This is a genomic window from Acetobacter pasteurianus subsp. pasteurianus LMG 1262 = NBRC 106471, from assembly GCF_000285275.1.
Classification (GTDB): domain Bacteria; phylum Pseudomonadota; class Alphaproteobacteria; order Acetobacterales; family Acetobacteraceae; genus Acetobacter; species Acetobacter pasteurianus.
Genome location: NZ_CADO01000016.1, coordinates 1 through 26,999, shown reverse-complemented (window position 1 = coordinate 26,999; position 26,999 = coordinate 1). Strand labels below are relative to the sequence as shown.

Below are 26,999 nucleotides of genomic sequence, written 5' to 3'. Positions count from 1 at the left end.
GATTACGCTCAGATTACCAAGAATTTGTTAGCTAAATCAAACCCTCTCTCGAATAAAAGCGACGAGTTTTTGTAAAAAACCGGTAGGGGCTGCTTCCCGAAACTCTACGTCACCAAAAGGACGTTCTGCGCTGGCTGCCCAGCACAGCAACCCGGCAGCAGTTGCAAAGCCTGCGGCCGCAGCAGTATTTTCAGGCAAACCAATAATATGCTTGGGCCGACCAAGGCGCACAGAGCGCGTAAAACCTGCTCCAGATGGGCGGCCGGAACTTACTGGCATGCCAAGTATGCGCTCTGCCATGGGGCGAATGCCATCCAGCAAGGATGCACCGCCAGTTAACACAATGCGCCCACTGGCTGCTGTGCCAAGGCCTGCGCCATCCAGTTTTTCACGCACCAGTTCCAGCGTTTCTTCCACACGTGGGCGGATGATATGGCCGAGCTGCGCGCGAGAAACCTGCTCAAAATGCGGTACATCGTTGCCCAAAAGTTCAACGGTGAGAATTTCGTCTTCCACATCGGATGCCAGATCGGCACTGCCGTAAAAGGTTTTCAGGCGTTCGGCATTTTCCAAAGAGGTGCTGAGGCCGCGGGCAATATCACGCGTAACATGCAGCCCGCCCACACCAATCTGCGCCGTATGCAGAATTTGTCCTTCACCAAACACAGCCAGAGATGTGGTGCCACCCCCCATATCCACTACGGTGGTGCCGAGGTCTCGCTCATCCGCATCCAGCACGGAAAGGCCAGATGCGAGAGGGGAGGAAACCAACGCTTCCATTTTTAGTTCTGCACGGCTGAGTACGGTTTCCAGATTCATCAGTGCTGTTGTGGCTGCATCTATAATGTGCAGGCGTGCCTTCAGCGTTTCGCACAGATGGCCCCGTGGGTCTGAAACACCTTCTGTGTCATCCACGGTAAAATCTATGGGCAGCGTATGAATAACTTCACGCCCCTGAACGGTGGCCTGAATACGCCCTTCCGTAACCACGCGCCGGATATCTGCTTCTGTAACCACACGTCCGCCAATGGGCCAGCGCACGTTAAACAGACGGCTGGCCGGATGCCCGCATGAAAGGTTCACCACTACCTTATCAATGGGACGCTCTGCCATGGTTTCGGCTTGCCCAACGGTAGCGCGAATGGCGGCTTCCGCTTCCTGCAGTTCTGTAATGGCGCCATTACGCACACCGGCAGAACGCCGCCAGCCGTAACCAACCACACGCAAATTGCCGTTGGGCTCACCTTTGCCAATCAGGCAGGTGATTTTGGTAGAACCAATATCCAAAACCGCCGTGTAGCCGTTGCGCCATGTGTGTGGCCGCTTGTTTTTCTCGCTGGGCGGTAAGGGGAGGGAACTTTCCCCGCCACTCATCAGCAAGGAAGAACCGGTTGCTGCTGTTGTGCGCTTTTTATGCAGCCGATCAGAAAGGCTGAATCCAGAGGAAGCGGGTGAACGCGTGGGGTCACTCATCTGGGTTTTCCTCCGGGTTATCTTTTTTTGCTTCTTTAGATGCAGGATGCACAGGATGCGAGACCGGTTTGGGCGTGTCAGCCTTGTGCGGAGCAGGGGCTGACGTATCTTGTGTGGTATTTCCTGCCTCCGATGGAGGGGGAGGTGCAGGCGGTTTTTCCTTGATGGTTAACCGGTCAGGCAAACGCATATCTATCAGTAGCACAGGCCGATCCAGCAGCCGCGTTGTGGCGTTGATTTTTGCCAGCCTATGAATGGCCGGTGCTTCCTCGCCTTCTGGCAGCAGCACAGTCGCGCCATCGCGTAATGTCAGATTCCACCGCCTGTCACTTACACGTACAGCAGCCGTAACATGGGCTTTAACATCTGGTTCTTGTGCCAGAATATCAATCAGGCTGGCTGCGGATGTATTGGCGCCATCACCGACCACCAATGGCAGTTTGGTAAAGGCCTCTGCATCCTTACCTGTCATGCCTTGGTCTGGCACGCGGTTGCCTTGCTTGTCTATCAGCTCAAAATGCCCTTGATGCTGCCAGACAGCATAGGGCAGGCGTTCTGTAATATGCACGTCAATTTCGCCAGAGAGATGGCGTTCTATGGTAACGTGGTCAACAAACGGCAGATTATCCAGCTTTTCCCGCGCATCGGAAACACTAAAGTCCAGCACAGGGTCTCCGACTTCCACACCCAACGCATCACGAATGCTTTGCTCACTGGTGAGCTGAGCACCGTCAATATGAATACTGGTGACGCGCAGGGTAGAGGTGCCCAGCAACTTATCCCGCAAAGGGGCCAGTTGTTCCTGCACCGCAGGGATTTTCAGGCTGACATATCCAGCACTACCCAGCCCGGCAAGAAACAGCAGGCCGGCGATAGGACGCAGCAGGCGTTTTTGCCGCCTGAGAAAAAGCCCGATGCGAGAGGGCCTGTCAGCAGGAGATGGGGGAACCCTCATTGCCGGCAGGTAGCCTGTTCAACCAACCACGCGCAAAGTTCGGGGTAGCTGATACCACAATAGGCGGCCTGTTCGGGCAGCAGGGATGTGGCCGTCATACCCGGCTGCGTGTTGACCTCCAGCAGAATAAGGTGTGGCTGATCCGGGTTGGTATCATCCAACCGAAAGTCAGAGCGCGATGCGCCAGAACACCCCAATGCCTGATGCGCTTTGACGGCAACTTCCAGAGCAAGTTTGGCGCTGGCGGCATCAATTTGTGCAGGCAGAACATGGGCAGAGCCGCCGACCTGATATTTGGAATCATAGTCGTAAAAATCATGCCCGGTGCCGGTAGGGGTAATATCCGTAATGGTGAGCGCCCGATCACCCATAACACCTACGGTAATTTCACGGCCGGGAATAAAGGCTTCTACAAGTGCCTGCGGACCGTAAGTCCAGTTTTTAACAATATCAGCGCGTGTGTTGGACCCCGTACGCACAATGGAAACCCCAACGGAAGAGCCTTCATTAAGCGGCTTCACCACGTAAGGTGTAGGCAGGGGGTCTGCATGAGCAAGGGTGGCAATATCTACCACCATGCCTTCTGCCACGGGCAGCCCGGCTGTTTGAAAAATGGCGCGGGCAGCGGCTTTATCCATAGCAGTGGCAGAGGCCCGAATGCCCGAATGGGTGTAGGGAATACCCATCCAGTCCAGTATGCCCTGAATACAGCCATCCTCACCAAAACGACCATGCAGGGCGTTAAACACCACATCCGGTTTTTGAGTGTTCAGCGCTTCAACCAACGTGGCCAGATCAGCTTGAGCATCCAGCGTGCAGACATCATACCCTTTGCTGCGCAGGGCTTCCGCCACGCCTTGACCGGATGAAAGGCTGACCACCCGTTCGGAGGACATGCCACCCATCAGCACGGTTACGCGTTTTGGTGCATTCATTGGGAAGATGCCTCCGTCTTACCTAGTCGCTTGATTTCCCAGTGCAGGGAAACGCCGGAGTTCTGGGCAACACGTGTGCGCACGTCTTCCCCCAAACCTTCCAGGTCTGCCGCTGTGGCATTGCCCAGATTGATGAGGAAGTTGCAGTGTTTTTCGCTCACCTGTGCATCTCCACGGCGCAGCCCACGGCACCCTGCGGCATCAATCAGTTCCCACGCTTTGCGGGAAGATGTTTCTGCATCCGGGTTACGGAAGGTGGAGCCCCCCGTGCGTGCGCGTACAGGCTGAGAAAGTTCACGCGCAGCGCGTACTTCTGCAATGCGGTTGGCAACATCTTGCGGGTTTGCAGGTGTGCCACGCAAACGTGCGCGAATAACAAATGCGCCTTCCGGCAGGCCGGAGCGACGATAGCCAAACCGCAGGGCAGCGTTATCCAGCCGGATAAGGCTGCCATCACGGGTAATAATTTCGGCCCAATCCAGAACATTGGCGATGTCTGAGCCATAAGCGCCAGCGTTCATACGCACGGCACCGCCGATGGAGCCGGGAATGCCGGCCAGAAATTCCAGCCCAGAAAGCCCAGCCTGAGCAGCATGTTCGGCCACTGTGGCATCCAGACAGGCGCAGCCAGCTATAATGCCGTCAGCTTCTACCGTAATGTCAGCAAAGCCACGGGCCATACGGACAACAACGCCTTCCAACCCACCATCACGGATGATGACATTAGAGCAAGCCCCCAAAGCCGTTATGGGCAGTTCGGGGGAGAGACGCTGCAGAACACCAGCCAGATCTTCGGCATCGGCAGGCTGAAACAGCCATTCCGCTGCTCCACCAACCCGAAACCATGTGCGTGGGCCAAGAGGTGCCTGTGGTGTCAGCCTTCCGCGCATATTGGCAAAGGCGTGCTTGACCATATCCTGCATGGAGGCCGGATTGTTCATGCCGCGTTGCCACTCTTATCTTCAGCCTGCAGGGCTGCAAGCTGTGCAGGCAAAGCCTGTGCCCAGTTGGTGATGGTACCTGCACCAAGGCACACAACGTAATCACCCGGCTTGGCAATGGCGTTGATCATTTCTGCCAGATGGTCTGGGCTGGAAAGCGGCACCACAGAGCGGTGCCCACGTTCACGCAGGCCTTCAATCAGCTTATCACGGCTCGCATCGGGCAATGGGTCTTCACCCGCAGCGTAAACATCAGACACAATCACGGTATCTGCATCATTCATGCAGGCGCAGAAATCTGAGAACAGGATTTTCAGGCGCGAATAGCGGTGCGGCTGCATAACGGCAATAACGTGGTTGGCCCCAGCTTGTCTGGCTGCTTTGAGCACGGCTGCAATTTCAACAGGGTGATGGCCGTAATCATCAATCACCGTAATGCCACCGGCTTCCCCCGTGCGGGTAAAGCGGCGTTTGACACCACGGAAGCTGGCCAAACCGGAACGGATAACATCATCGCTGATGTCCATTTCCGTTGCCACAGCAATAGCGGCCAGAGCGTTTTGCACGTTATGAGAGCCCAGCATGGGCAGGCGGAAGGGGCCAGCTTTGCGGGTGCGGCGGCTTACGCGGTCTGTTAGCGTCACTTCAAACGTGGCACCCAGTTTATCGGTAATCAGTTTTTCTGCGCGCACATCGGCCTGCGGTGAGAACCCATAGGTGACAATCCGGTGGTCAGACAGGCGCGGGATCATCTGCTGCACGGCTGGGTGATCGATACACAGCACGGCAAACCCGTAAAATGGCACGTTGGAGACAAACTGATCGTAAGCAGCTTCCATGGCTTCGGGGGAGCCCCAGTGATCCAGATGTTCCGGGTCCATGTTGGTCACCACGGAAATCACGGAAGGCAGGCGCAGGAAGGAGCCATCGCTCTCATCTGCCTCAACCACCATCCAGTCTCCCTTACCCATGCGGGTATTGGTGCCGTAGGCTTCAATAATGCCGCCGTTAATCACGGTTGGGTCCAGCTTGGCAGCTTCCAGCACCGCAGCCACAAGGCTGGTGGTGGTGGTTTTGCCGTGCGTGCCGCCCACAGCAACAGACCAGCGCAGGCGCATGAGTTCCGCCAGCATTTCTGCCCGGCGCACAACCGGAATCAGCTTGGCGCGTGCGGCCACAACTTCCGGGTTGTCGCGCTTAACAGCCGTGGAAATAACCACTACCTGTGCATCACCCAGATTTTCGGCCTTATGGCCAATGGTTACGGGAATACCCGCAGCCCGCAGGCGTTTTACATTGGCATTTTCTGCAATATCCGACCCTTGAACAGAATAGCCCAACAGGCACAGCACCTCCGCAATGCCGGACATGCCAATGCCGCCAATGCCGACAAAATGGATGGTTCCGATGGAAAGGGGGAGGGCTCTCATGCGCGTGTCTCCGTCTCGTTGGAGGTCGTCGGATGGGCGGGTGCAGGGGAAGGAGTGAAGCATTCTTCTACTATATCGGCCAGGCGGAGGGCTGCATCCGGGCGGGCAAGCGTGGCAGCGGCTTGGGCTGCCTGTGCCAGTTCATCCGGCGCGGTGAAAAGATCATTCAGGCGGCTGGCAAGGGCCGCAGAGGTGAAGTCTGGCTGGCGGATCATCCAGCCTGCTCCAGCATTGGTAATGGCGCGGGCGTTTTCTGTCTGCTCATCGCTGGCGGCAATGGGCAAAGGCACCAGAATGGATGGACGGCCTGCCGTTGTAATTTCGGCCACGGAAGATCCGCCAGCACGGCCAATAACCAGATGGGCGGAGGCTAGAAGTTCGGGCACATCCTGCAGGAAGGATTCAACGCGTGCCTGCACACCCATTTCGGTATAGGCTGCACGCACGGCATCCAGATCATCTTGCCGTGCCTGTTGCGTAATGCGAATACGCTGGCGCAAGCCCTCCGGCAGTTTGGCTATGGCCGCAGGTACAACCTGAGAGAAAATGCGCGCGCCCAGTGAGCCACCCCATACCAGCAGATTGATATGATCAGTTGGCGGCACCCATCCTTCACCCGCAAGGGCGGCAATGGCGGGGCGCACGGGCATACCTGTAAACACGGTACGCGCACCAATGGGCAGTTTGGCAACGGAGGGGAAAGACGTGGCAATAACGTCCGCAAAACGGGAAAGCACAGCATTGGCCTTACCCAATACGGCATTACCTTCATGAATAATCAGGGCAGGGTGCTCACGCCCGATAAGCCGTGCCCCCAACAAAGGCGGTACGGAAGGATAGCCCCCAAACCCCACCACAACATCAGGTTTGATTTGTTGGAGAATGGAACGCGCCTTCCATGCGCTTGCCAACAGGGTAAGGCCTGCACGAATGGCACGTATTGGCCCACGCCCAGCCACCCCAGCCCCGCTGAGAACATATTGCGGGCCACGGGCAAACACACCGCTTTCACGCTTGCCAGCACGCCCATCTGTCATGAGCACAAGGTGGTGGCCGCGTTCTGCCAATGTATCTGCCAGAGCTTCAGCCGGGAAGAAGTGTCCGCCAGTGCCGCCTGCGGCAATGACGATAGTACGTGAACTCATGCTGACCGCCATTGTCTGAGTGTGGTTACAAAACCATTGCCAGCGAGGGGCCGCCCCTGCTGTTGCCGTGTAAGAGCAAGCACCATGCCAATAGCCAATGCAACTGACATGGCAGAAGACCCACCATAGGAAATGAATGGCAGTGTCATGCCCTTGGTGGGGATAAGATGCAAGGAAGAAGCCATGTTCACAAACGCTTGCAGGCCAAAGCCTGTTACCAAGCCGGATGTAGCGATAACAACAAACGGATCATCCTCACGGATCAGCCGCAGCAGGGTGCGCACCACAATCACGCCAAATACGCAGATGATGAGCATACACACCACCATTCCGTATTCTTCTCCCGCCACAGCAAATACAAAGTCTGCATGCGCATCTGGCAGCAGATCTTTCACGCGGCCTTCACCGGGGCCACGTCCCAGTAGGCCACCATTACCAAAGGCACGCAGGGCGGTATCAATCTGGTAATGATCTCCCACGCCGGGGTGCATAAAGCGTTCAACGCGCGAACGCACATGCGGGAAGATAAAGAACGCAGCAATACCGGCGGCAATCATGCAGCCAAAGCCGAATGCAACCAGAATGAGGTTGAGGCCATCTACAAAAAGCTGCACCAGAAACACGGCGGTAATAACCGTAAGCATGCCAATGTCTGGCTGAGATTTCAGCAGCAGCACAATCAACCCGTACAGGGCAAAGGCAATCAGCATACCGGGGAAGTAACGTGAAACGCGGCGCTGTGTGAGCAACCAGCCCGTAACAACGGCAAAGCAGGGCTTTAAAAACTCGGATGGCTGGAGAGACATCATGGGCAGGGCGATCCAGCGCCGTGCCCCCTTAATTTCTATGCCATGCACAAGGGTAAGCGCTGTAGCCCCCAGCATCAGCACCCCGCCTATCATGGAAAGGCGCAGCACTGCCTTGCGGGACAGCATGGAAATGCCCACCACAATCACACCCGCAATGCCTAGAAACAGTACCTGCTTGAAAATGAACATATTGCGCGATGCGCCAATACGCACAGCCACAGCAGGGCTGGCGGCCAACATAAGGATGTAGCCAAAACCAATAAGGATAAAGGTGCAGATCAGAGTTGTCCGGTCTACATTCCGCCACCAGCGGCCAAACGGGGAATCATCGGTGCGGGAAGAACCGGCCATCAGTCTCTCACTGCTCTGTCATGCCCGCATGCCGGGCGCAAACCTCATCCGCCAGTTCCTGAAAGCGCAGGCCACGTGCCTCAAACCCAGAAAACTGATCAAAACTGGCGCAGGCGGGTGAAAGCAGCACAACAGGCGTATGCGTACGGTGTGCTTCCGTATAAGCCGCAGGCACGGCGTTTTCTAGTGTTTCTGCCATTGTAAAAGGCACGTTGTGTTCTTTTAGTGTTTGGGCAAGCAGCGGCGCATCCCGCCCAATCAGGAATGTATGTGCAATATGCGGGAAATAGGGCGTGAGAGAGGCAATGCCGCCTTCTTTTGCCGTGCCGCCTGCAATCCACACCAGTTTTTCATAGCACCCCAAGGCGCGAGAGGCTGCATCTGCATTTGTGGCTTTGCTGTCATCCACAAAATCCACCCCGTTGCAGGAGGCCACAAGCTTTTGCCGATGCGGTAGGCCGGGAAAAGAGGCTACAGCTTGCGCAATGGTTGCATCTGGCACACCCAGAAAACGCGCTATGGCAATAGCGGCGGCGGCATTTTCTGCATTGTGGGTGCCGGGAAGGCTAGGCCCGGTTTGCGCTATGCGTGTGCTGTGGTGCCATATGGCACCATCTTTGCCGTAGTAAGAGCAGGCAGGGTTGGTGCCGGAAATGGTTTCACATTTGCCAGGACCATGTTCCAGTTCTGCGGCAATGGCGCGGCACCACGTATCATCCACGCCAATAACGGCCAGATCCTTGTCTGTCTGGCCGGTAAATACCCGCTTTTTGGCTTGGGCGTAGCCATCCATACCGGCATGACGGTCCAGATGATCTGGTGTCAGGTTTAGCAAACATGCGGCATCAAAGTGCAGGGTATCCAGCCGTTCCAGCATGTAGGATGACATTTCCAGCACATATACGCCGTTATCTGGCAGCAAAGCCAGGGCCAGAGCAGCAGGCCCAAGGTTGCCCCCAGCAGCTACGGGCAGTTTGGCTTCTGCCAGAATATGGGCCAGCAGAGTGGTGGTGGTGGATTTGCCGTTGGTGCCTGTAATGCCTACAAAACGGGCCTTGCTGCCAGATTGGCGCACAGCCCGATAAAGCAGTTCCGCATCGGAAAGAATGGGAATACCCGCAGCCTTGGCCATAAGGGCGATAGGGTGCGGCTTGGGTAAAACGTGCGGAATACCGGGTGAAAGAATAAGCGCTTCAAACCCGTTCAGGCTTTCAAACGGCTTGCACGCAATGCGTGCCGCAACATCTGGCGCAAGAGTGGAAAGTGCGTCTGCTAGCCCTTTGCGTCCGGCCTCACCATCATCCCATACCTGCACGGTGGCACCTGTGCTTGCCAGCATAAGCACCGCTGGCAGGCCATTTTTGCCAAGGCCAAAAACAGCAAAGCGTTGCCCGGAAAACAGGGAGGGTGAAAAGCCGTTCATCTTAGTTTCAGCGTGGCCAGACCACACAGCCCCAGAACAATGGAGACAATCCAGAACCGGATGACAATTTTGGGTTCTGCCCACCCTTTTTTCTCAAAATGGTGGTGGAACGGGGCCATAAGGAACACACGCCGACCAGTACGTTTGTACCAGAACACCTGAATAACCACAGAAAGTGTTTCTGCCACAAATAGGCCGCCTACAATGCACAGCACCAGTTCATGCTTGATGGCAACGGCCAGAGAACCCAGCGCCCCACCAAGGGAAAGAGAGCCCGTATCCCCCATGAATACCGAGGCCGGAGGGGCATTAAACCACAAAAATCCAAGGCCAGCGCCTACAAGGGCAGCGCAGAATACGGCCAGTTCCCCCGTGCCGGGTACAGCATGAATTTGCAGGTAATCCGCAAAAACGTGGTTGCCAACCAGATAGGAGAGAATGGCAAACACCAAAGAGGCCACAATAACTGGCCCGATAGCCAAGCCATCCAGCCCATCTGTAAAGTTAACCGCATTGCCAAAGCCGGTAATCACGATCATGGCGAATACGGGGTAAAGAATACCTAGTGGCAGCAAAAGGTCTTTTACAAACGGAAAAGCCAGATGGTTTGCCAGTTCTGGTGGCATGAGATATTGCAGCCACAACCCGCAAATAAGCGAAATACCAAACTCACCACCAAGTCTGGCACGTTTGGAAAGGCCATCTGTGTTGCGGCGGGCCAGTTTGCGGTAATCATCTGCAAACCCAATGGCGCCAAAACCCAGAGTGGTGAGCATAACAGCCCACACAAACCCGTTTTCCAGATCTCCCCAAATCAGCATGGAGATCACCAGAGAAATCAAGATCAACACACCACCCATTGTTGGTGTGCCGGTTTTTTCCAGAATATGACGTTCGGGGCCAACGGCGCGAATAGGCTGACCTTCCCGCTGGATACGGCGCAGCGTTCTAATAAGCGGGCGACCCAGAAGCAGGCTGATGCCAAGGGCCGTCATGCACGCACAGCCCGCGCGGAACGTGATGTAACGCAGCAGGTTGAGGATGGTGATGTGTCCATCATGCGCAGCGTGAGAAATCAGCATATATAGCATCAGGCACACTCCTCTGCGGGAAGTGCGTTGAGTGCTGCAATAACGTCCCGCATGCGGCTTCCTAAACTGCCTTTCACCAATACGGCGTCCCCCTTGCGCAAAGCCGCGCAGACATGAGGAGCAAGTAAGGCAGCACTTTCTGCCCATGCGCCCTGTTTGGCGGGCGGAAGGGCATCAAAAAGGGTTTTCATGTAGGATCCGCAGCAAAAAACGAGGTCAGCAGCACTGGCAGCCGGGGCAGCAAGCGCCTGATGTTCGGAAATGGAAAATTCACCTAGCTCACGCATATCACCCAGAACGGCAATACGGCGCGTGGCGGGGATATGGCGCAAGACATCCAATGCAGCCCGGATGGAAGCTGCCGAGGCATTATAGCTTTCATCCAGCAGTGTAATGGCCCCACCAACAATTTGGATGAGGGCACCACGGCCCTTACCGGGGCGGAAATCTGCCAGTGCATTCGCAGCTTTGCCAACATCTGCGCCAAGCGCGGCACAGGCTGCCAGTGCCGCAACGGCATTGCGGGCCAGATGTGTGCCAGGGGCAGGAAGGTGGACGTTGAATGTTTTGCCCTGAATGGAAACATCAAAGCGAGAGCCATCAGCACCAGTATGCAAATGGATTAGATGCGCTGTGCTTTGAGGATTCACACCACAGGTCCACAAAACAGCCTGTGCTTTTTCCGCTTCAGCAGTAAAAAACTCCGTGCCGTGCGCATCATCCGGCACAATGGCAACTCCGCCCTTGGGCAGTGCGGTAATGATGGAAGCTTTTTCTTTTGCAATAGCATCCAAGCTGCCCATATGGCCCAGATGTGCTGAACCAATGGTGGTAATAACCGCCACATCTGGCTGTACCATATTGGCAAGCGGAAGAATTTCCCCCGGATGGTTCATGCCAATTTCACTAATACAGAAGGAAGCTTCTCGTGGTAGGCGCGCAAGTGTGAGTGGCACACCCCAATGGTTGTTGTAGGAGGCCTCTGCCGCATGTGTCAGGCCAGAAGGTGCCAAGCAAAGGCGCAGCATTTCCTTGGTAGTGGTTTTGCCAACGCTGCCGGTTACGGCAACAACTTTACCCTTAAAACGTGCTCGTGCGGCCTGTGCCAGTTTTTGAAGGCCCAGCATGGTATCTGCCACCAGCAGAATACGCGGGTCTGTGAACCCTTCGGCTGAATGGGCCAAAACGGCCGCAGCACCTTTTTCAAGCGCTGTGGCAATATGCGCGTGTCCGTCACTGTTATCGCCTTTTAGGGCAACAAACAGGTCTCCGGGGGTAAGGGTGCGCGTATCAATGGAAATACCGGTAACGGAAACAGAGGTATGTCCTAAAAACGTTCCATCCGTTGCGGTTTCCAGTTCTTCCCGCGTCCACAACAGGCTCATGGATGGCCCGCCAGTGTGCGTAGCACGGCGGCATCATCAAACGGTAAAATGGTATTGCCTATAATCTGTCCCTGTTCGTGGCCTTTGCCGGCCACAACCAGTACGTCGTCTGCTTTAAGCATGGAAAGAGCTTCTGCTATTGCTTGTTTTCTATCTGCAATTTCCAGCGCCTGCGGGGCACCGGCTTTTATCTCTGCACGAATGGAGGCTGGGTTTTCTGTGCGCGGGTTGTCATCTGTAATAATGGCAATATCCGCACCTTTAATGGCTTCCTGACCCATAAGAGGGCGCTTGCCACTATCACGATCACCCCCAGCACCCAGAACAACAACCAACTTGCCGCGTGCGTGGGGGCGCAAAGATGCCAAAAGCCGTGCCAGCGCATCTGGCGTGTGGGCGTAATCTACATACGCACAGGCCCCGTTGGGCAGAACGGTTGCACGTTCCAGCCGCCCCCGAACCCCTTTGAGGTGCGGCAGAAGGGGCAGAATATCTGCAATTTCAGCATCATCCTGCGCAGCAAGAGCTACAGCCAGTAATACGTTATCTGCCTGAAAGCGCCCCGGAATAGGGAGGGGAACCGTGCTGGTGTGGCCATTGTGTTCAATGGTTAGTTCCTGCCCGGCAGGAAGAGCGTTGTGTGCCACAAGGCGTAATGTTGTACCCTGTTCTCCAACCAGCCTTAGCCGCAGGTTTCGGCGGGCGGCAATTGTGCGGATGGCCTGGAGCGTTTGCGCATCCATATCGGCATTGGCTACGGCAATGGCCTGTTCTGGCAGAAGAGTATCAAACAGCTTCAGTTTGGCTGTGCGATACGCTTCGATCGTCAGATGATAATCCAGATGATCTCGCGTCAGATTGGTAAAACCCGCAGCTGCAAGGTGCAAACCGTCCAGCCGCCCTTGTTCCAATCCGTGTGATGAGGCTTCTAGTGCAACATGGTTAAACCCGGCTTGGGTGAGTGTAGCCAGCCCATTGGCAAGAGCAACCGGGTCTGGCGTTGTCAGCGCGGGGAAGGAAATGGACGTATCTTCCGCCCCGGTCAGGCCAAGTGTGCCAATGGCAGCAGCTTTAAACCCCTGTAATGCCCATATCTGGCGAATAAAATCCGCAGTGCTGGTCTTGCCATTTGTGCCGGTAATGGCCACCAGATGCTGTGGTTGAGGCCCTGCTAGAACAGCCGCCATAAGCGCCAGCGCGTGGCGCGGGTTGGGTGCCAGAATAAGCGGGCAGGTGGGCACACCTGTTGGCCACTGCGTATCTGTTGGAGCCAACACTGCAGCCGCACCATTTTGCACGGCCATTGCAATAAAGGCTCGGCCATCGGTTTTAACACCCGGCAAAGCTGCAAAAATTGTGCCCGGTTTTACCTGCCGACTATCCGCTGTAATGGCAGAAATTTCAGGGTTTTCAGGCAGGGCAGGCAGCCCTACAGCCGCAAGAAGGGTGGAGAGGGGAAGGCTCATTCGTCCATAACCTCCGCAGCTGCTTTCTTGCGTTCTGCCATAGCGCGTTTGAGGGCTTCTTTTTCTGCCTTGTGCTCTGCTTCTGCCTTACGCGGGTCTCCCGGATCATTCCCCGGCCCAAGTGGTCTTACACCACGCGGCACGGCAGGATGCAGGGGCAGAGCCATTTGTGCATCAATCTGCTCAGCATGCTCTGTATCCGGGAAAATCTGGAGCATGGGGCCAATGCGTGAAACAATTTTGGAAACAGTAGGCGCTGCGTTCCAGCCTGCAGTGGTCCAGCCGTGGGTTTGAGGTGTGGGTTTAGGGCTATCCAGCATGACATACACGGCATAATGCGGTGAGTTCATGGGGAAGATGCCCGTAAAAGCCGAGATGTTTACGTGCTTCAGGTAGCCACCATGTGGGCCAATCTTTTCTGCCGTGCCGGTTTTACCCCCCACAAAATACCCTGGAGATTCCGCCGTGCGCCCTGTGCCGTGGGTAACGTCCAACCGCAGCAGGCGACGGAGTAGGCTGGATACTTTTTCAGAAAGAATACGTGGGCCAGCAGGCGTAACAGGGGCATCCGCTGCGCTACTTGGGGTGTCATCTTCCACGCTTTGCTCAAGCGCTGCGTTTTGAATGCCGCTGGCAAATTGCGGGCTTATGCCGGGCGCGCTGGCTGTGGCATTGGCCGGATCTTCCTTATCCAGCAGGGTAGGTGTTACCAGAATGCCGCCATTAACCGTGGCAGCAGTGCCGCGCACAATGGCCAATGGAGGCTCAGCCACACCATGCCCGAACCCGACTGTCATGACCGTGGCAATCCCCCACTGATGAGGCACCAAGGGGCGTGCAGCTTCTGGCAGTTCAACCGGAACGGGGGAGAAAAACCCCATGGACCGCAGCCATTCAGACTGTTTTTTGCCGCCAACATCCAGCGCAATATGTGCGGCTGCCGGGTTGGAAGAATAAGCCATCACTTCGGGCAACGTCAGCCACGGAGAGAAATGGTCACTTTTCATATCGCGGATGGTAAAGCGCCCGATATGCAAAGGTACGGATGAAAACCGGTCCCAAATATGGATGGTACCTGTTTCCAGCCCCATAGCCGTTGTTTGCAGTTTAAAGGTGGAACCGGGTTCGTACAAACCGGTCACCGCACGGTTAAAGCGCTCATCATTGGTGGCATGGGCAAAATTATTGGCATCAAAGTCAGGCAAGCTGACCATCGCAATAATTTCGCCTGTACGCACATCCATCACAATGCCGCATGCCCCAATAGCCTGAAAGGTCTGCATGGCATTTGCTACTTCTTCACGCACTGCAGACTGAACACGAATATCCAGAGACAGGTGAAGAGGGCGACGATCAGAAAGTAGGCGTTTATCGAAATACTTTTCAATCCCGGCCACGCCGTGATCGTCAATATCAACAGTGCCCATAATCTGGGCGGCCATGCGGCCTAGCGGATAATGCCGCCGTTCACCCGGTTCAAAATAGATGCCCGGAATGCCAAGGTTATTGATGGCCAGTTCCTGCTGGGGGGAAATGTTGCGCGCAATGTAAACAAACTGTTTGGGGCGGGAAAGGCGATCAGCGGTTTCCTGCTCATCCAGATCTTTCAGAATGGATTTAAGTTTGTGTGCAACATCCTTGGGGTCAATCAGCTCTTGCGGGTTGGCGTATACCTGCGCAACAGGCAGGGAAAGTGCCAGTGTCTGCCCATTGCGGTCCACAATGGAAGCACGATGCACCTGCGGTAGCGAGAAATCGCCAGCAAGGCTGCCCTTGGGGTCAATTTTAGGGATTTCGGGAACCTGCGGCGCAATTTGCCGCTTTTCCGGCGCCATGGGGCGAATGACTGTTGCAATACTCAGCTTGATGGCGACAACGGCAAAAATCAGGCAAAAACCGCCAGCAACACCCAAAAGCCTTACATGCATTTGGTCCCGATGTGCGCGGGCGCGCAGATCGTCCCCCGTAACACCTACTGTGCGCGTTGAGTCGGGGTCATTGGGGGAGACAGACATGTCAGGTCAGAAAGGCCTTTAACCACAAAAAATCAGTTGGCAACCGGAACCGGAGCCGGCAGCGCATCACCACCACGGCTGAGCAAAGAGCCGCTGCTATAGCCGGAAGTAGCGCGTGCTTCCATATAGCTGGAAGGCGCAGGAGATGCGCGATGAGGGCGCGTGGCATGCCAGCTTGCTGCCGCAACCGGAAGCGGGTGCCGAATTGGCGCTGCATCATCATCCGAAACTTGCGCGACATGCCGGATAGCCGGAGATGCAGCGCGCGTAAGGCTGTGGCGAACTGGTGCGGCAGGCGCATCATCATCCACGTTGGTAGAGGCAACAACCTGCGGGCGTGGTGCTTCAACTGCCATATGGTGTACAGGGCGGGCAGATGTTGCAGGGTCGGCAACCTGCGCAACACGTACCGGTGCAGCTACAGGTTCAGGTGCAGCATGAGGGTGATCATGATGTGCGACTGGTGCACGCAGAACAGATGCCGCATCGGCCACAGATGTTGCGCGTGGGTGCGGGGTGGGTTCCGCGGCAATATGCGGCACGTCTGCCACAACAGTCGGTGCAGCCACAGGGCGCACTGGATGGATGGCGGCTGGTGGCGTTACATGCGCAGGGCGTGCATCGGCTACAATAGCCGGGGCCGGTGTATGCGCAGGAGGTGCCATAACGGGTGGTGGCGCAACATTGGTTGATTTATCAGCAACCAGTGCCGGGGCTTGGGGCAGGGCATCTTTCACAACGGCAGGCAGATGGTTTTCCAAATCAGCCATACGCACAAACTGCGTTGGGTTCATGGTCTGCAAACCAGATTCATGCCGCGCTACAAGCTGGGCAAGGCGTTCAGGCTGGTTTTCCAAAGCCCATTCTGTGCGCAGAATAGATGTTTGCGTGCGAACGTGCTCCGTTTCCTTCACGATCTGAGAAATCTGCTGATCGAGAAGGGTGGTCTGATGCTTCTTTGTGTAAAGGAAAAAGCCAGATGCAATCGCCAGAACCGCACAGCAGCATGTAAATGGACGGGGGATCATGGACTTAGCCCTTTTTTACGGAAGCAGGGGTTGATGCACGTTTCATGACAGCGCGCAGCCGTGCACTTCTGGCGCGAGGATTATGGCTACATTCAGTATCGCTAGGCCGCCGGGCTTTGTGCGTAAGGGCCACAAAGTCCGTCTCCGGCGCTGGTGTTCCGGCGGCACGGGGGTCATAGCGCGAAAAGCTTTTATCCTTGCCCGTGGCATGCTGGACCATACGCTTGGCGATACGGTCTTCCAGTGAATGGAAGGAAACAACAACAAGCCGCCCACCCGGTGCCAGCATATCCAGCGCCTGTTCAAGCCCGCGTTCAATTTCACCCAGCTCATCATTCACTGCGATACGTAGGCCCTGAAAGGCGCGCGTAGCGGAATCTATGCCGGAGCGATCTTTGGGGATAACGGAACGCACAAGATCAGCCAGTTGCGTTGTGGTCTGGAAAGGTGCTTCCGAACGGGCATTTACAACGGCGCGTGCAAGACGGCGTGCGTGGCGTTCTTCTCCATAAAAATGGAAAATATCTGCCAGCTCTGCTTCCGGCGCCTTGTTGACGATATCTGCTGCTGATGGCCCGGATTTTTCCATGCGCATATCCAGCGGGCCTTCCATACGGAAGGAAAAACCACGGTCGGCTTCATCCAACTGGAAGGAGGAAACGCCCAGATCCAGCACAATACCATCAAACGTGGAGATACCTGCTGCACTTGCAAGCGCCTGCATATTGCCAAAACTACCTTGCAGCAGGTGAAGGCGAGATCCGCCATCTGCTGTAGGAAATGTACGGCTTAATACCTGCCCACGCGCAATGGCGTCGGGGTCGCGGTCAATGCCCCATACGTTGCAATCAGCACTTTTCAGAATGGCGGAGCTGTAACCACCGCCACCAAAGGTGCAATCCAGAATACGCTCACCATCTGCGGGATGAAGGTATTCCAGAACTTCTGCCAACATAACCGGAATGTGGCCCTGAGCTGTTTCAGGGTGCGAGAAGGAAGAAAGAGCGTTCATGCATTACGCCCTTTTGGCTCTGCACCATTTGCAGCCGGAATACTTACACGGCGTGAACGCTGCCGCGCTTCTGCCCGGCGCTGCTGTGCGGCCTGAGGCTCCCAGATCTGAAAAATACGGCCAACACCCATAAAGGCAGCCGTTGGGCTTTCTGTCAGCCCGGCATGTTCACGCAAAAAATCAGGTAAAATAATACGGCCTTCGCGGTCGGGATCTATGGGGTAGGCATCGGCATAGAGGGCGGCGGCCAGATCATCATGTTCATCAGAAAACATGTCCAGCCGATCAAGCGGTTCGGTCAGGCGTGCAAAAGCAACGGCAGGCCATGCCTCAACACATGGCAGGGTATGGGAGGGGCGGAGAATCATCAGCGCATCACCTTCCGTCTGCTGCGTTTTGAGCACTGAACGGAACCCGGCAGGAATCGAAATGCGCCCCTTGGCGTCGAATCGATTTTCATGCGTGCCGAGAAATACGCCCACGTACGTCAGAAGCCTTTGCAGAAACAGCCTTTCCGTTCGCAATTCAGCGGGGAACAGAACCGCCTTCACCACACTTGTGGTCTGGTATGGGATAGCATGGGATGTTATGGGACGCAAATTAAAATGACAGAAAAAACAGCAGAAAACCGCCATTATTTAAGTATTCATGCAGAAAAGATTTCTGACACGAATGTATTGATTTTGTGGCGGCAAACAAAAGATTGCCGTTTTCTGTTCTTTTTATGTTCTATTTCTGGTGTAAAAAACAGAGTGGATTGAGAAGAAAGAGAGTGTCAGGTGGTCTGTAAGCCGGGTTCTGTCCACCTCCGTAAGGAGGCTGGACGGTCATTCGTCTAGGGCATGTTTTGCAACATGCCTCTCGCAACCAACCCGAACAGCAGGGCGGAAGAACCCCCGAAACCACAAGGGTTTCTGCCGTTCCTATTCGGTTTTGCTCCCGGTGGGGTTTACCGTGCCTCCTCTGTTACCAGCGGAGCGGTGCGCTCTTACCGCACCGTTTCACCCTTACCTTCAGCCTGTCCCATAAAATCCCATAAGGATTTTACAAAGTCAGACCCGGAAGGCGGTCTGTTTTCTGTGGCACTTTCCCTAAGGTTACCCTCGCCGGCCGTTAGCCGGCACCGTTCTTCCGTGGAGCCCGGACTTTCCTCTCTCCTACCCGTTAAAGAGCAGGACAGCGACCGCCCAACCACCTGACGGAGCGCACCCTGCGTCGGGCTTGCGTTCAGGTCAAGCCGCAACTGATGTTATGAAGGCATGACGATGCAGAAAATTGCCGGTAATCAGGTAGCTATGTCTGATTTTTCTGATGTGCCTCAAAACTCTATGCCCGCACGGCCCAATCTTCCATCTCGGCTTTTGCTGCGCTGTATCAGATGGCAGGAGCAGCTTAAGCGGAAGCATGCGGGCGCAGATGAGTCTGAAACAGACAGGCCTCATAACGCAGCGCAGGAAATGGCTGCGTTTCTTGTGCGGTTGCGCAAGGCGATGGATACACCATCTTTTCCGCTACGCCTTTCATCTGTGCCGATAAGAAGGGTGGTTACTTTATCCATTCCCGGTGCTGCGGGGCCTATGCGGGCACGCCTTTTTATTCCCTATGGGCGGGTAAGGGGCGCTTTACTGTATTTGCATGGGGGTGGGTTTGTACATTGCGGGCTAAATTCCCATTACGGGATATGCTGCCGTTTGGCGCGAGCTTCTGGCGCGGCGGTATTATTGCCCGATTATCGCTTGGCCCCAGAACATCCATTCCCTGCAGCTATTGATGACAGTCAGGCAGCCCTGCAATGGCTGGCTGGTGCTTCTGCCCGCTATTGGGGCGGTAAGGTTGCTGTGGCAGGAGATAGTGCTGGCGGAAATTTGGCCGCGGTTCTGGCGCAAGACGGGCGCGCGGGGCTGGGGCCTCAACCTGTTATGCAGGTGCTGTATTATCCATCTTTGTATGGAGAGAAGCTTTTCCCATCTCATCGAACGTATGAAAAAGGCTATTTCCTCTCTCGCCGCTCAATGGAGTGGTATGGAGATCAGTATATTCAAAAACCTGAACACTGGCAGCACCCACGCTTTGCGCCAGGCTTAAATCCGGATCTGCAAGGTTTGCCACCAGCCGTTATTATTACGGCGGAATGTGACCCAATGCGTGATGAAGGCACAGCTTATGCGCAGGCGTTGGAAAAGGCGGGGGTTAAGGTGATATACCGCTGTTACCCCGGTGCTCTACATGCATTTCTGAACTTTTACGCCTTTATGCCGCATGGCAAGGCGGCCTTGCGGTTTGGCGGCAAGGCACTGAAGAAAGCCTTTGCCGGGTAAAAACCCGGTGAGGCCGATTACGGAATGGGATGAAATACCCCCGGTGAGCCCTGATCCGAATACACAAGCCGGTTCAGCCTATCCACGCGCAAAGTGAACAGTTTAGGCAAATCATCTTTGGGGCCGGGGCAGGTGCCGGAATGCTTTTCCATAACATCAATGCGTGATGCTGTGGGGGCATCGTTTCCATTTACAACAAACAGCAGACAATCCGGCCGATCATGCGTCATGCCATTATGGGTGACCTTCAGGCGCAGGTGGCGCACCAAGGCTGTATCATCAAACCAGCTTGCAGGTTTGAACGTGTAGGAATCCACCAGCCGATCCAGCGTGCCGGTCTTGGCCAGCAGGATCATCATGAGGGAAAGAGGCAGAACGATTGCCAGCCGGCGCAGGATGTGTTGGCGCAGAGTGCGTTTTGCAAATGGCCCGCGACCAGTCATTTTGGGCGAGGATGTGTTCATGTCAGCATATCTTCGTGCCAAAGGGCACCATCGCGTGCCAGAAGCGCACGGGTGGTTGCAGGGCCCCAACTTCCGGCAGGGTAGGGTTCTAGCGGTGTCAGGGCATAGCGCCATGAATCCAGAATAGGTTCAACCCATTTCCATGATGCCTCCACTTCATCTCGCCGGATGAAAAGGGCAGGGTCTCCCCGCACGGCGTCTAGCAGCAAGCGCTCGTAGGAATCCTGATACTGTACGGCAAATTCGTTTTCGTAAGACATATGCAGCGTGGCGTTGCGCACTCTAAACCCACCAGCACCGGGGTCTCGCGCCGCCAGAACAAGTGAGAGTTCTTCGTGCGGAGCAATGCGGATTACCAACCGGCCGGGAGAGGGCATGTTGGTGAAAATAGGCCAGACCTGCGGGCGGAACTGAATCACAATTTCTGTGGTTTTTGTAGCTAACCGTTTGCCTGTGCGCAGATAAAAAGGTGTGTTGCCCCAGCGTGCCGTACGAATTTTTGTCCGAATGGCCACAAATGTTTCGGTATCACTTGGGCGGCCCGTTTTCAGGTCTTCTACATAACCTGGAACATCTTCTCCTTTTACGCGGCCTGCGGTGTATTGCCCGCGGATAACGTTTTTACGCACCATATCTGGTGTCATGGGGCGCAGGGCGTTGAGCACTTTCAGCTTTTCATTCCGCAAATCATCAGCGCGGAGGGACGCTGGTGCATCCATGGCGACCATGCACAACACCTGCAAAAGGTGGTTTTGCACCATATCCCGTAATGCGCCGGATTTATCGTAATAGGAGCCACGGTCCCCCACGCCTACTGTTTCTGCAGCGGTAATCTGCACATGGGCAATCGCTTCGGAAGACCACAATTGTTCGAGCGCGGGGTTGGCAAAGCGTAAGGCCAGAATGTTCTGCACACCTTCTTTGCCCAGATAGTGGTCAATCCGGTAGATGGCATCTTCAGAGAAGTAGCGGCCCACACCTTCATTGATTTCATTGGCAGATTGCAGGTCTGTGCCAATGGGTTTTTCAAGCACCACCCGCGTGTGCTGCGTGATCAGGTTATGCTGGGAAAGTCCTGCACAAATGGCGGAATACAGCGCGGGAGCCGTGGCAAAATAGAAAACTCTCGTGCGCTCTGCATCGGGGAGCGTAGCGCTGAGCTCCTGCCAGTGAGGGCCGTCTTCCGTGGCATCAAGATACACATAGGTCAGAAGGCCCAGAAACTGGTTAAGTGTTTCTGTATCTTTGGCAATGTCAGGGGCAAATTCGTGCAGGGTGGCGCTGCATAGGTTCCGAAATTGCTCGGTGGTGAGCTCAGATCTCGCCGTGCAGATAATTCGTGCTTCCTGATCAAATTCGCGGGCATGGAAGCGGCGCAAAAAAGCAGGCAGCAGTTTTCGGCGTGTCAGATCACCTGTCGCGCCAAAGATGACAAAGTCAAAAGGTTCCGTGCGGTTCACAAGAGCCATGGTGCAGGGTTCTCGCTGGTCAGCCGGAGGGGGATGCCCGCCGTAAAAAAGTCGTGGTTTGCGGGCAAAAGGCCCGGAACAGGAACAAGGTGCAGTGCTTATGGAAGGCCGTCCGCGTGTTTGCAAGGGGTTCTGATGTGCTGCATCATTGACCACATACACGTGGCGCGATAAGCCCGCGCTTCACTATCTGGCAATGTTAGCAGGTTCTGCCTGCGCAGTGTTGGGTGTTTGTATATAAATGAGGAGGCCGAACCATGGATGGCGAACGCATTTCCGGGGATGAAGATGCAGCTGTTGGCGGTATTGCCGCAGATCGGCTGAGAAGCATTATTGAGCGTGTTGAGCGCCTGGAAGAAGAGCGCAAGGCTCTGGCTGGAGATATCAAGGATATCTTTACAGAAGCAAAGTCTGCCGGGTTTGATGTAAAGGTTATCCGCCAGATCATCCGTCTGCGGAAGCAGGAACCGGCCGAAGTGGAAGAGCAGGAAACACTGCTGGATATCTACCGTCGCGCATTGGGTATGTAAAAGGCTAGTCGGGTCTATTTCCCATGATGTCTCTGTCTTTTCCTGATTGGATGCCTGTCTGGGGCCAGCTTCTGGTTCTGGCTTTTGGCGTGTTGTTCGGGCTTGCTTTTATGATGATGCCTTTTGCCGTGTTCGGGGTGAAAGGCCGGTTGGGCGAGATTTCTCTCCAGTTGGAAGAAATCCAGGCCGAACTGCGTGCGCAAGCCGTACGGGGTGCTCCTGCGTATCAGGAGCCTACCTTGTCTGTTGCAGCAGAGCGAAACGGCAGAACATCATCTGGTGTGGTGGTGGAAGAGGTGCGTCCACCGGAGGTTGAAAAACCTCCGGCGGCACCTCGTGCAGTGCCCGTTTTTCCCGAACTGCGGACGCCTAAGGTTTCTGATGCGTATGAAGCGCGAGAGGAAGCCCCACCAGCACCGCCTCTTGCGCCAGACCCGGCAAAGCCGGTGGTGCGCCGCATGCCGTGGCATGAGCCAGAAGCCCCGCCAGCAGAAACTGGCGCAGAAATATTGCGTCGGCAGCGTGCGCCAGATGCCAATCAGCCACCGTATCGGCCTGATTTTTCAAACGAGGCCCCGCGGGCTAACCCATCTGTTCAGATGCCGCGTATTGATGAGCATACTGGCCGAGCAGAACCTGTGCTGAACTGGCCCAGAAAAAATCCGGCAAACGATTAAGTTCTAGATCATGACGAGATCATCACGATGGATGATCTCGTCCCGTCCGTGCCATCCCAAAATATCCGTAAGCTCGGTGGAGCGGTGGCCTGCAATGCGCCGGGCATCATCTGCATCATAGGCGGCAAGCCCATGAGCCAGCACGATGCCATCCGTATTGATGATTTCTACCAGATCACCCTGAGAGAAATCACCTTTTACCCCTAGCACGCCTGCGGGTAAAAGAGATTTGCCCTGTTGCAATGCGGTTACGGCACCATCGTCCACCATAATTTCACCTGCTGGTGTCAGGCTGCCTGCAATCCACTGCTTACGGGCTGTATGGGCGCAATCTTGCGGCAAGAACCATGAGCAGCGCCCACCTTCCAGCAAAGAGCGGAGCGGGTGGGGCGTTTTACCCAAGGCAATAGCCATGGCACAGCCCGAGCGTGTAGCAATGCCCGCAGCCAACAGCTTGGTGCGCATACCCCCAGAAGAATAACCCGGAGGAGGCTCACCCCCCATGGCTTCAATTTCCGGGGTAAGGGTTTCAATCACGGGCAGATGCTGTGCATCCGGGTTTGTGCGTGGGTCAGCCGTGTAGAGACCATCGATATCAGACAGCAGCACAAGCTGGTCCGAGTCAGTCATTTGTGCAACGCGGGCTGCCAGCCTGTCATTATCGCCAAAACGAATTTCGGCTGTGGCAACGGTATCGTTCTCGTTAATTACGGGAACACACCCCATTTCCAGCAGGGTATTCAGCGTTGCGCGTGCATTCAGGTAGCGTTTGCGGTCTTCTGTATCTTCCGGGGTTAGCAGAAGCTGGGCGGCAATAAGGCCGTGGGCCGAAAGGGCATTGCTCCATGCCTGCGCCAGACTGATCTGCCCTACAGCAGCGGCTGCCTGTTTTTCTGCCAAACGGAGCGCGCCACCAGCCAAACCCAATGTGTGCCGGGCAAGTGCAATAGCGCCAGAAGATACAACAGTAACAGCCGTGCCCTGTTTGCGCAGATACGCAATATCTGCCGCCACACTGGCCAGCCATTCCTGACGAGGAGCCTGTTTTTCTGGGTCCACCACCAGCGCGCTACCTATTTTAACAACAAGCCGTTTGGCATTGGTAAGGGAGGGGCTGGTGTATCCGGTCATGGATCAGTTCCGTAAAAGGAAAGGGGCTTGAGGGACCTGTGGGCAGTTCAGTGTTCAGGTGGGGTCTTTATCCGCATTCTTGCGGTTTTCGGTTACCTGGTTCTGAAGCATGCGCAAAAGCTCTGGCACACCCTGATGGGTTGCTGCAGAAATCAACACCACGGGTGCACCGCTGGCTTTTTCCAGCGCAGCGCGGCGGGATGATGCTTCCCGCGGGGTCATGGCATCCATTTTATTGAGTGCAATGATTTCTGGCTTTTCTGCCAGCCCGCCATCATATGCGGCAAGTTCATGCCGGATGGTGCGCCATGCATCTACAACGCTGCCAGCAGCACCATCAATAAGGTGCAGCAATACGGCGCAGCGTTCAACATGGCCCAGAAAGCGGTCTCCAAGCCCGGTGCCTTCATGCGCGCCTTCAATAAGGCCGGGAATATCCGCCACAACAAACTCTTCCGTCATGGAAAGGCGTACAACGCCAAGCTGAGGATGCAGTGTTGTAAAAGGATAATCTGCAATTTTGGGCTTTGCCGCGGAAACAACGGAAAGAAATGTAGATTTGCCAGCATTGGGCAGGCCAACAAGGCCGACATCAGCAATCAGCTTGAGGCGCAGCCAAACCCAGCGCTCTTCACCTGGCCAGCCTTTATCAGACCGACGGGGCGCGCGGTTGGTGCTGCTTTTGAAATGTGCATTCCCGTAACCGCCATCGCCACCACGGCAAAGGGTGATGCGTTTACCGGCTTCGTCCAAATCTGCCAGCAGGGTTACGCGGTCATCATCCATAATCTGGGTGCCGATGGGCACCTTGATAATAACAGGAGAGGCAGCAGCCCCTGTGCGGTCAGACCCGGCACCGTTGCCACCTTTGCGCGCACGGAAATGCTGCGTGTAGCGAAAATCAATAAGGGTGTTCAGGTTGGGTACGGCTTCAAAAATAATATCGCCGCCACGCCCGCCATTCCCACCATCGGGGCCGCCGAATTCAATATACTTTTCCCGCCGGAAGGCTGTCACGCCATCTCCGCCATCTCCTGAGCGGACGTAGATTTTTGCCTGATCCAGAAACTTCATGACATACCTTACTCAAGTCCAGAACGCGAAAAAGGGCCGATCCTGAGGACCGGCCCCTGTTTCTGCTCCGGCCACACGGGAAACGTGCGGTGGAAAAACCGAACTGCTTATTCAGCAGCGGCAGGCAGCGCATCCACAGAAACGTGTACGCGGCCTTCTGCACGGCGTTCGAAGCGAACGTTACCGTTAATCAGTGCAAACAGGGTGTGGTCTTTGCCAACACCAACGTTTACGCCAGCTTTCACCTTCGTGCCGCGCTGGCGCACGATGATGTTGCCAGCAATAACCTGCTCGCCACCAAATTTCTTGACGCCAAGGCGGCGTCCGGCGCTATCGCGCCCGTTACGGGATGAACCGCCAGCTTTTTTTTGTGCCATGACCTAAGTCCTCCGTGGTCTTAACCAACCTGAATCCCTAATGGGTTCAGGCTGCGTTGATTTCCTGAATGCGCAGAACGGTAACCGGCTGACGGTGACCATTTTTACGGCGGCTATTCTGCCGACGGCGCTTCTTGAAGATGATGACCTTCTTGAGGCGGTCCTGAGCGATAACGGTTGCCGTTACCTTTGCGCCAGCCACGGTGGGGGCGCCAATCTGGGTGCTGCCTTCGCCGCCAACGGCCAGAACTTCATCAAATGTAACGGTTGCGCCGGCTTCAACTTCCAGCTTTTCAACCTTCAGCACCATGTTGGGCTCAACCCGGTACTGCTTGCCGCCGGTGCGGATAACTGCGTACATAAACTGTCTCTTCCGATCTCTGGATTCTCGCGGCACCATTCAGATACAGGCGAAAATTCTGGTCGCTTTTTCTTCTTTGGCTGCACAATGCGCGCAGCATGGTTCCATCTGTGTGGATTAGGGCGGCTTTTTAAGCGGTGAGGGTAGGGCTCGTCAATAGAAATATAGGGTGCATGCCCTTGCATGGGCTATAAAAGCGTGTCTATAAGCCCGCGATATAGGAGAGATGCCGGAGCGGTCGAACGGGGCGGTCTCGAAAACCGTTGTGCGCGCAAGCGTACCGAGGGTTCGAATCCCTCTCTCTCCGCCATCCTGCGCATGTCATCACTTAAATTTATATTACAGCGCATTTTTGGGTCAGAAAGTCTAAAAGCTACTGCTTTAGCGCTATGCTGCAGATTGTAATGATTGTGCGTGTAGCATAGCAATGTAGTAATGGTTTTTCCTGATCATTCGGAAGATTGTTCTTAATATTATTGCAAAAAACAAATAAATTTTTAGAGGAGGGTAAGCGTAGTATACCTGCTTTTTGGCTTTTTAATGCTTTTCTATAGGATCTACCTTGATTAGGTGGAGCTTATATTTTTTGTGTTCTGTAATTTTCAAATCATATGAAATTCAAATAAATATCAATGCATTTTATTCAATTATTTAAATTTAATTTATGTATGTTCTTTATATATCCAAATTAAGTGATCTGATATGCTTAAAATTTTCTGGTAAAAATTCGTTAAATGTGATGAACGTTTTTTTATAAATAACACACCGATCATGATCAGATTTGCAGTAAGTTTTTAAGTATAATTTAACGATCTCTGATTATGAAGAAGCAGAGGCACGGGAGTATTTCATAGTGGCAGATAGTAATGTTTCTTCAGATGTTATTGTTTCAAGTGGCGAATCACTTACAGTTGGCGGTAAAGTTGTAGGCGTGACCGTTCAAAGTGGTGGCTCATTTACAAACCTTGGCAACGTATCGAGTGTGACGGATCAGGGGGATGTGCAAAATCTCTCCACAATGCAAAGCGTCACTATTGAAGATGGTGGTACTTTAGAGAATGCCCGCGGCAGCCTGCTGGACAGCGTAAGAGCCCTTTTGGAAATTCACGGATGAGCGTTTCGGCGTAGCATGAGGCTTC

26 protein-coding genes, 1 tRNA gene and 1 other RNA gene are annotated in these 26,999 nt (G+C 54.9%); 6 read left to right on the top strand and 22 right to left on the bottom strand.

Features of this window, described 5'->3' with window-relative positions; genetic code table 11:
- Positions 1 to 36 precede the first annotated feature (36 nt).
- From ftsA to mraZ, 15 genes are read right to left on the bottom strand one after another with little or no spacing between them, the layout of a single operon-like run.
- Positions 37 to 1,473, bottom strand: coding sequence for a cell division protein FtsA (ftsA, locus tag APA10_RS04765; protein ID WP_003623078.1), 1,437 nt, complete (start codon positions 1,471 to 1,473; stop codon positions 37 to 39).
- Complete coding sequence (locus tag APA10_RS04760; protein WP_003628498.1) at positions 1,466 to 2,428, bottom strand: cell division protein FtsQ/DivIB; 963 nt, start codon at positions 2,426 to 2,428, stop codon at positions 1,466 to 1,468. Before APA10_RS04760 ends, ftsA begins: the two co-directional genes overlap by 8 nt.
- A complete protein-coding gene (locus tag APA10_RS04755) occupies positions 2,425 to 3,363 on the bottom strand; it encodes a D-alanine--D-alanine ligase (RefSeq protein ID WP_003623076.1) in 939 nt (312 codons plus the stop codon). Before APA10_RS04755 ends, APA10_RS04760 begins: the two co-directional genes overlap by 4 nt.
- Entirely contained in the window at positions 3,360 to 4,304 is a 945-nt protein-coding gene (gene murB / locus APA10_RS04750; RefSeq protein ID WP_003628497.1) for a UDP-N-acetylmuramate dehydrogenase, read from the bottom strand. The genes APA10_RS04755 and murB overlap by 4 nt, the downstream gene beginning before the upstream one ends.
- On the bottom strand, positions 4,301 to 5,734 hold the full coding sequence (gene murC / locus APA10_RS04745; protein ID WP_003628495.1) for a UDP-N-acetylmuramate--L-alanine ligase: 1,434 nt from the start codon (positions 5,732 to 5,734) through the stop codon (positions 4,301 to 4,303). The genes murB and murC overlap by 4 nt, the downstream gene beginning before the upstream one ends.
- The gene (gene murG, locus APA10_RS04740) at positions 5,731 to 6,879 is read right to left on the bottom strand and encodes an undecaprenyldiphospho-muramoylpentapeptide beta-N-acetylglucosaminyltransferase (protein ID WP_035365510.1); all 1,149 of its coding nucleotides are present in this window, start codon (positions 6,877 to 6,879) and stop codon (positions 5,731 to 5,733) included. The genes murC and murG overlap by 4 nt, the downstream gene beginning before the upstream one ends.
- Entirely contained in the window at positions 6,876 to 8,039 is a 1,164-nt protein-coding gene (locus APA10_RS04735; RefSeq protein ID WP_003623071.1) for an FtsW/RodA/SpoVE family cell cycle protein, read from the bottom strand. The genes murG and APA10_RS04735 overlap by 4 nt, the downstream gene beginning before the upstream one ends.
- A 7-nt stretch (positions 8,040 to 8,046) precedes the next feature.
- The gene (gene murD, locus APA10_RS04730) at positions 8,047 to 9,462 is read right to left on the bottom strand and encodes a UDP-N-acetylmuramoyl-L-alanine--D-glutamate ligase (protein ID WP_003628492.1); all 1,416 of its coding nucleotides are present in this window, start codon (positions 9,460 to 9,462) and stop codon (positions 8,047 to 8,049) included.
- Complete coding sequence (mraY, locus tag APA10_RS04725; RefSeq protein ID WP_035362099.1) at positions 9,459 to 10,553, bottom strand: phospho-N-acetylmuramoyl-pentapeptide-transferase; 1,095 nt, start codon at positions 10,551 to 10,553, stop codon at positions 9,459 to 9,461. The genes murD and mraY overlap by 4 nt, the downstream gene beginning before the upstream one ends.
- The gene (locus APA10_RS04720) at positions 10,553 to 11,938 is read right to left on the bottom strand and encodes a UDP-N-acetylmuramoyl-tripeptide--D-alanyl-D-alanine ligase (protein ID WP_003628487.1); all 1,386 of its coding nucleotides are present in this window, start codon (positions 11,936 to 11,938) and stop codon (positions 10,553 to 10,555) included. Before APA10_RS04720 ends, mraY begins: the two co-directional genes overlap by 1 nt.
- Complete coding sequence (locus APA10_RS04715) at positions 11,935 to 13,404, bottom strand: UDP-N-acetylmuramoyl-L-alanyl-D-glutamate--2,6-diaminopimelate ligase (RefSeq protein ID WP_003628486.1); 1,470 nt, start codon at positions 13,402 to 13,404, stop codon at positions 11,935 to 11,937. Before APA10_RS04715 ends, APA10_RS04720 begins: the two co-directional genes overlap by 4 nt.
- A complete protein-coding gene (locus APA10_RS04710; protein ID WP_003628485.1) occupies positions 13,401 to 15,419 on the bottom strand; it encodes a peptidoglycan D,D-transpeptidase FtsI family protein in 2,019 nt (672 codons plus the stop codon). The genes APA10_RS04715 and APA10_RS04710 overlap by 4 nt, the downstream gene beginning before the upstream one ends.
- A 32-nt stretch (positions 15,420 to 15,451) precedes the next feature.
- Positions 15,452 to 16,447: a cell division protein FtsL gene (ftsL, locus tag APA10_RS04705; protein ID WP_003628484.1), complete on the bottom strand. Its 996-nt coding sequence runs from the start codon at positions 16,445 to 16,447 to the stop codon at positions 15,452 to 15,454.
- Between the two features lie 4 nt (positions 16,448 to 16,451).
- Entirely contained in the window at positions 16,452 to 17,459 is a 1,008-nt protein-coding gene (gene rsmH / locus APA10_RS04700) for a 16S rRNA (cytosine(1402)-N(4))-methyltransferase RsmH (RefSeq protein ID WP_003628483.1), read from the bottom strand.
- On the bottom strand, positions 17,456 to 17,941 hold the full coding sequence (mraZ, locus tag APA10_RS04695) for a division/cell wall cluster transcriptional repressor MraZ (protein WP_035365556.1): 486 nt from the start codon (positions 17,939 to 17,941) through the stop codon (positions 17,456 to 17,458). Before mraZ ends, rsmH begins: the two co-directional genes overlap by 4 nt.
- Between mraZ and APA10_RS14840 the strand changes: the two genes are divergently transcribed.
- Complete coding sequence (locus APA10_RS14840) at positions 17,918 to 18,220, top strand: hypothetical protein (protein ID WP_124326531.1); 303 nt, start codon at positions 17,918 to 17,920, stop codon at positions 18,218 to 18,220. The two genes, mraZ and APA10_RS14840, sit on opposite strands and share 24 nt — an antisense overlap.
- A 10-nt stretch (positions 18,221 to 18,230) precedes the next feature.
- On the opposite strand, the gene rnpB is transcribed toward APA10_RS14840, so the two are convergent.
- Positions 18,231 to 18,658, bottom strand: an RNA gene (gene rnpB, locus APA10_RS14260) — RNase P RNA component class A.
- 60 nt (positions 18,659 to 18,718) lie between these two features.
- Here rnpB and APA10_RS04690 point away from each other — a divergent pair.
- Positions 18,719 to 19,777 (top strand): alpha/beta hydrolase, encoded by a 1,059-nt coding sequence (locus tag APA10_RS04690; RefSeq protein WP_035362097.1) that lies wholly within the window; start codon positions 18,719 to 18,721, stop codon positions 19,775 to 19,777.
- Positions 19,778 to 19,794: 17 nt separating this feature from the next.
- On the opposite strand, the gene APA10_RS04685 is transcribed toward APA10_RS04690, so the two are convergent.
- Positions 19,795 to 20,241: a hypothetical protein gene (locus APA10_RS04685; RefSeq protein WP_003628480.1), complete on the bottom strand. Its 447-nt coding sequence runs from the start codon at positions 20,239 to 20,241 to the stop codon at positions 19,795 to 19,797.
- Positions 20,238 to 21,872 carry a glucose-6-phosphate dehydrogenase gene (zwf, locus tag APA10_RS04680; protein ID WP_003623052.1) on the bottom strand — a complete coding sequence of 545 codons (1,635 nt, stop codon included), beginning with the start codon at positions 21,870 to 21,872 and terminating at the stop codon, positions 20,238 to 20,240. The genes APA10_RS04685 and zwf overlap by 4 nt, the downstream gene beginning before the upstream one ends.
- 95 nt (positions 21,873 to 21,967) lie before the next feature.
- Between zwf and APA10_RS04675 the strand changes: the two genes are divergently transcribed.
- Both APA10_RS04675 and APA10_RS04670 read left to right on the top strand, forming a co-directional pair.
- Positions 21,968 to 22,240 (top strand): DUF2312 domain-containing protein, encoded by a 273-nt coding sequence (locus APA10_RS04675; protein ID WP_003623048.1) that lies wholly within the window; start codon positions 21,968 to 21,970, stop codon positions 22,238 to 22,240.
- Positions 22,241 to 22,263: 23 nt separating this feature from the next.
- The gene (locus APA10_RS04670) at positions 22,264 to 22,917 is read left to right on the top strand and encodes a hypothetical protein (protein WP_003628479.1); all 654 of its coding nucleotides are present in this window, start codon (positions 22,264 to 22,266) and stop codon (positions 22,915 to 22,917) included.
- Between the two features lie 3 nt (positions 22,918 to 22,920).
- Here the strand turns inward: APA10_RS04670 and proB are convergent, their stop codons facing one another.
- The 4 genes from proB to rplU all read right to left on the bottom strand — a co-directional run bounded on the left by proB (position 22,921) and on the right by rplU (position 25,860).
- Complete coding sequence (gene proB / locus APA10_RS04665) at positions 22,921 to 24,048, bottom strand: glutamate 5-kinase (RefSeq protein WP_003623044.1); 1,128 nt, start codon at positions 24,046 to 24,048, stop codon at positions 22,921 to 22,923.
- 54 nt (positions 24,049 to 24,102) lie between these two features.
- Complete coding sequence (gene obgE, locus APA10_RS04660) at positions 24,103 to 25,122, bottom strand: GTPase ObgE (protein ID WP_003628478.1); 1,020 nt, start codon at positions 25,120 to 25,122, stop codon at positions 24,103 to 24,105.
- Positions 25,123 to 25,229: 107 nt separating this feature from the next.
- Entirely contained in the window at positions 25,230 to 25,499 is a 270-nt protein-coding gene (rpmA, locus tag APA10_RS04655) for a 50S ribosomal protein L27 (protein ID WP_003623041.1), read from the bottom strand.
- 46 nt (positions 25,500 to 25,545) lie between these two features.
- Entirely contained in the window at positions 25,546 to 25,860 is a 315-nt protein-coding gene (gene rplU / locus APA10_RS04650; protein ID WP_003623027.1) for a 50S ribosomal protein L21, read from the bottom strand.
- 220 nt (positions 25,861 to 26,080) lie between these two features.
- Here rplU and APA10_RS04645 point away from each other — a divergent pair.
- Both APA10_RS04645 and APA10_RS04640 read left to right on the top strand, forming a co-directional pair.
- A tRNA-Ser gene (locus APA10_RS04645) sits at positions 26,081 to 26,170 on the top strand.
- A gap of 543 nt (positions 26,171 to 26,713) precedes the next feature.
- On the top strand, positions 26,714 to 26,974 hold the full coding sequence (locus APA10_RS04640) for a hypothetical protein (protein WP_003628477.1): 261 nt from the start codon (positions 26,714 to 26,716) through the stop codon (positions 26,972 to 26,974).
- Positions 26,975 to 26,999: the final 25 nt, after the last annotated feature.

What these genes read in the sequence shown, in the direction of transcription:
- ftsA (WP_003623078.1), bottom strand. Translation starts at nt 1,473, where the DNA reads ATGAGTGACCCCACGCGTTCACCCGCTTCCTCTGGATTCAGCCTTTCT.
- APA10_RS04760 (WP_003628498.1), bottom strand. Translation starts at nt 2,428, where the DNA reads ATGAGGGTTCCCCCATCTCCTGCTGACAGGCCCTCTCGCATCGGGCTT.
- APA10_RS04755 (WP_003623076.1), bottom strand. Translation starts at nt 3,363, where the DNA reads ATGAATGCACCAAAACGCGTAACCGTGCTGATGGGTGGCATGTCCTCC.
- murB (WP_003628497.1), bottom strand. Translation starts at nt 4,304, where the DNA reads ATGAACAATCCGGCCTCCATGCAGGATATGGTCAAGCACGCCTTTGCC.
- murC (WP_003628495.1), bottom strand. Translation starts at nt 5,734, where the DNA reads ATGAGAGCCCTCCCCCTTTCCATCGGAACCATCCATTTTGTCGGCATT.
- murG (WP_035365510.1), bottom strand. Translation starts at nt 6,879, where the DNA reads ATGAGTTCACGTACTATCGTCATTGCCGCAGGCGGCACTGGCGGACAC.
- APA10_RS04735 (WP_003623071.1), bottom strand. Translation starts at nt 8,039, where the DNA reads ATGGCCGGTTCTTCCCGCACCGATGATTCCCCGTTTGGCCGCTGGTGG.
- murD (WP_003628492.1), bottom strand. Translation starts at nt 9,462, where the DNA reads ATGAACGGCTTTTCACCCTCCCTGTTTTCCGGGCAACGCTTTGCTGTT.
- mraY (WP_035362099.1), bottom strand. Translation starts at nt 10,553, where the DNA reads ATGCTATATATGCTGATTTCTCACGCTGCGCATGATGGACACATCACC.
- APA10_RS04720 (WP_003628487.1), bottom strand. Translation starts at nt 11,938, where the DNA reads ATGAGCCTGTTGTGGACGCGGGAAGAACTGGAAACCGCAACGGATGGA.
- APA10_RS04715 (WP_003628486.1), bottom strand. Translation starts at nt 13,404, where the DNA reads ATGAGCCTTCCCCTCTCCACCCTTCTTGCGGCTGTAGGGCTGCCTGCC.
- APA10_RS04710 (WP_003628485.1), bottom strand. Translation starts at nt 15,419, where the DNA reads ATGTCTGTCTCCCCCAATGACCCCGACTCAACGCGCACAGTAGGTGTT.
- ftsL (WP_003628484.1), bottom strand. Translation starts at nt 16,447, where the DNA reads ATGATCCCCCGTCCATTTACATGCTGCTGTGCGGTTCTGGCGATTGCA.
- rsmH (WP_003628483.1), bottom strand. Translation starts at nt 17,459, where the DNA reads ATGAACGCTCTTTCTTCCTTCTCGCACCCTGAAACAGCTCAGGGCCAC.
- APA10_RS14840 (WP_124326531.1), top strand. Translation starts at nt 17,918, where the DNA reads ATGCGTGCCGAGAAATACGCCCACGTACGTCAGAAGCCTTTGCAGAAA.
- APA10_RS04690 (WP_035362097.1), top strand. Translation starts at nt 18,719, where the DNA reads ATGACGATGCAGAAAATTGCCGGTAATCAGGTAGCTATGTCTGATTTT.
- APA10_RS04685 (WP_003628480.1), bottom strand. Translation starts at nt 20,241, where the DNA reads ATGAACACATCCTCGCCCAAAATGACTGGTCGCGGGCCATTTGCAAAA.
- APA10_RS04675 (WP_003623048.1), top strand. Translation starts at nt 21,968, where the DNA reads ATGGATGGCGAACGCATTTCCGGGGATGAAGATGCAGCTGTTGGCGGT.
- APA10_RS04670 (WP_003628479.1), top strand. Translation starts at nt 22,264, where the DNA reads ATGATGTCTCTGTCTTTTCCTGATTGGATGCCTGTCTGGGGCCAGCTT.
- proB (WP_003623044.1), bottom strand. Translation starts at nt 24,048, where the DNA reads ATGACCGGATACACCAGCCCCTCCCTTACCAATGCCAAACGGCTTGTT.
- obgE (WP_003628478.1), bottom strand. Translation starts at nt 25,122, where the DNA reads ATGAAGTTTCTGGATCAGGCAAAAATCTACGTCCGCTCAGGAGATGGC.
- rpmA (WP_003623041.1), bottom strand. Translation starts at nt 25,499, where the DNA reads ATGGCACAAAAAAAAGCTGGCGGTTCATCCCGTAACGGGCGCGATAGC.
- rplU (WP_003623027.1), bottom strand. Translation starts at nt 25,860, where the DNA reads ATGTACGCAGTTATCCGCACCGGCGGCAAGCAGTACCGGGTTGAGCCC.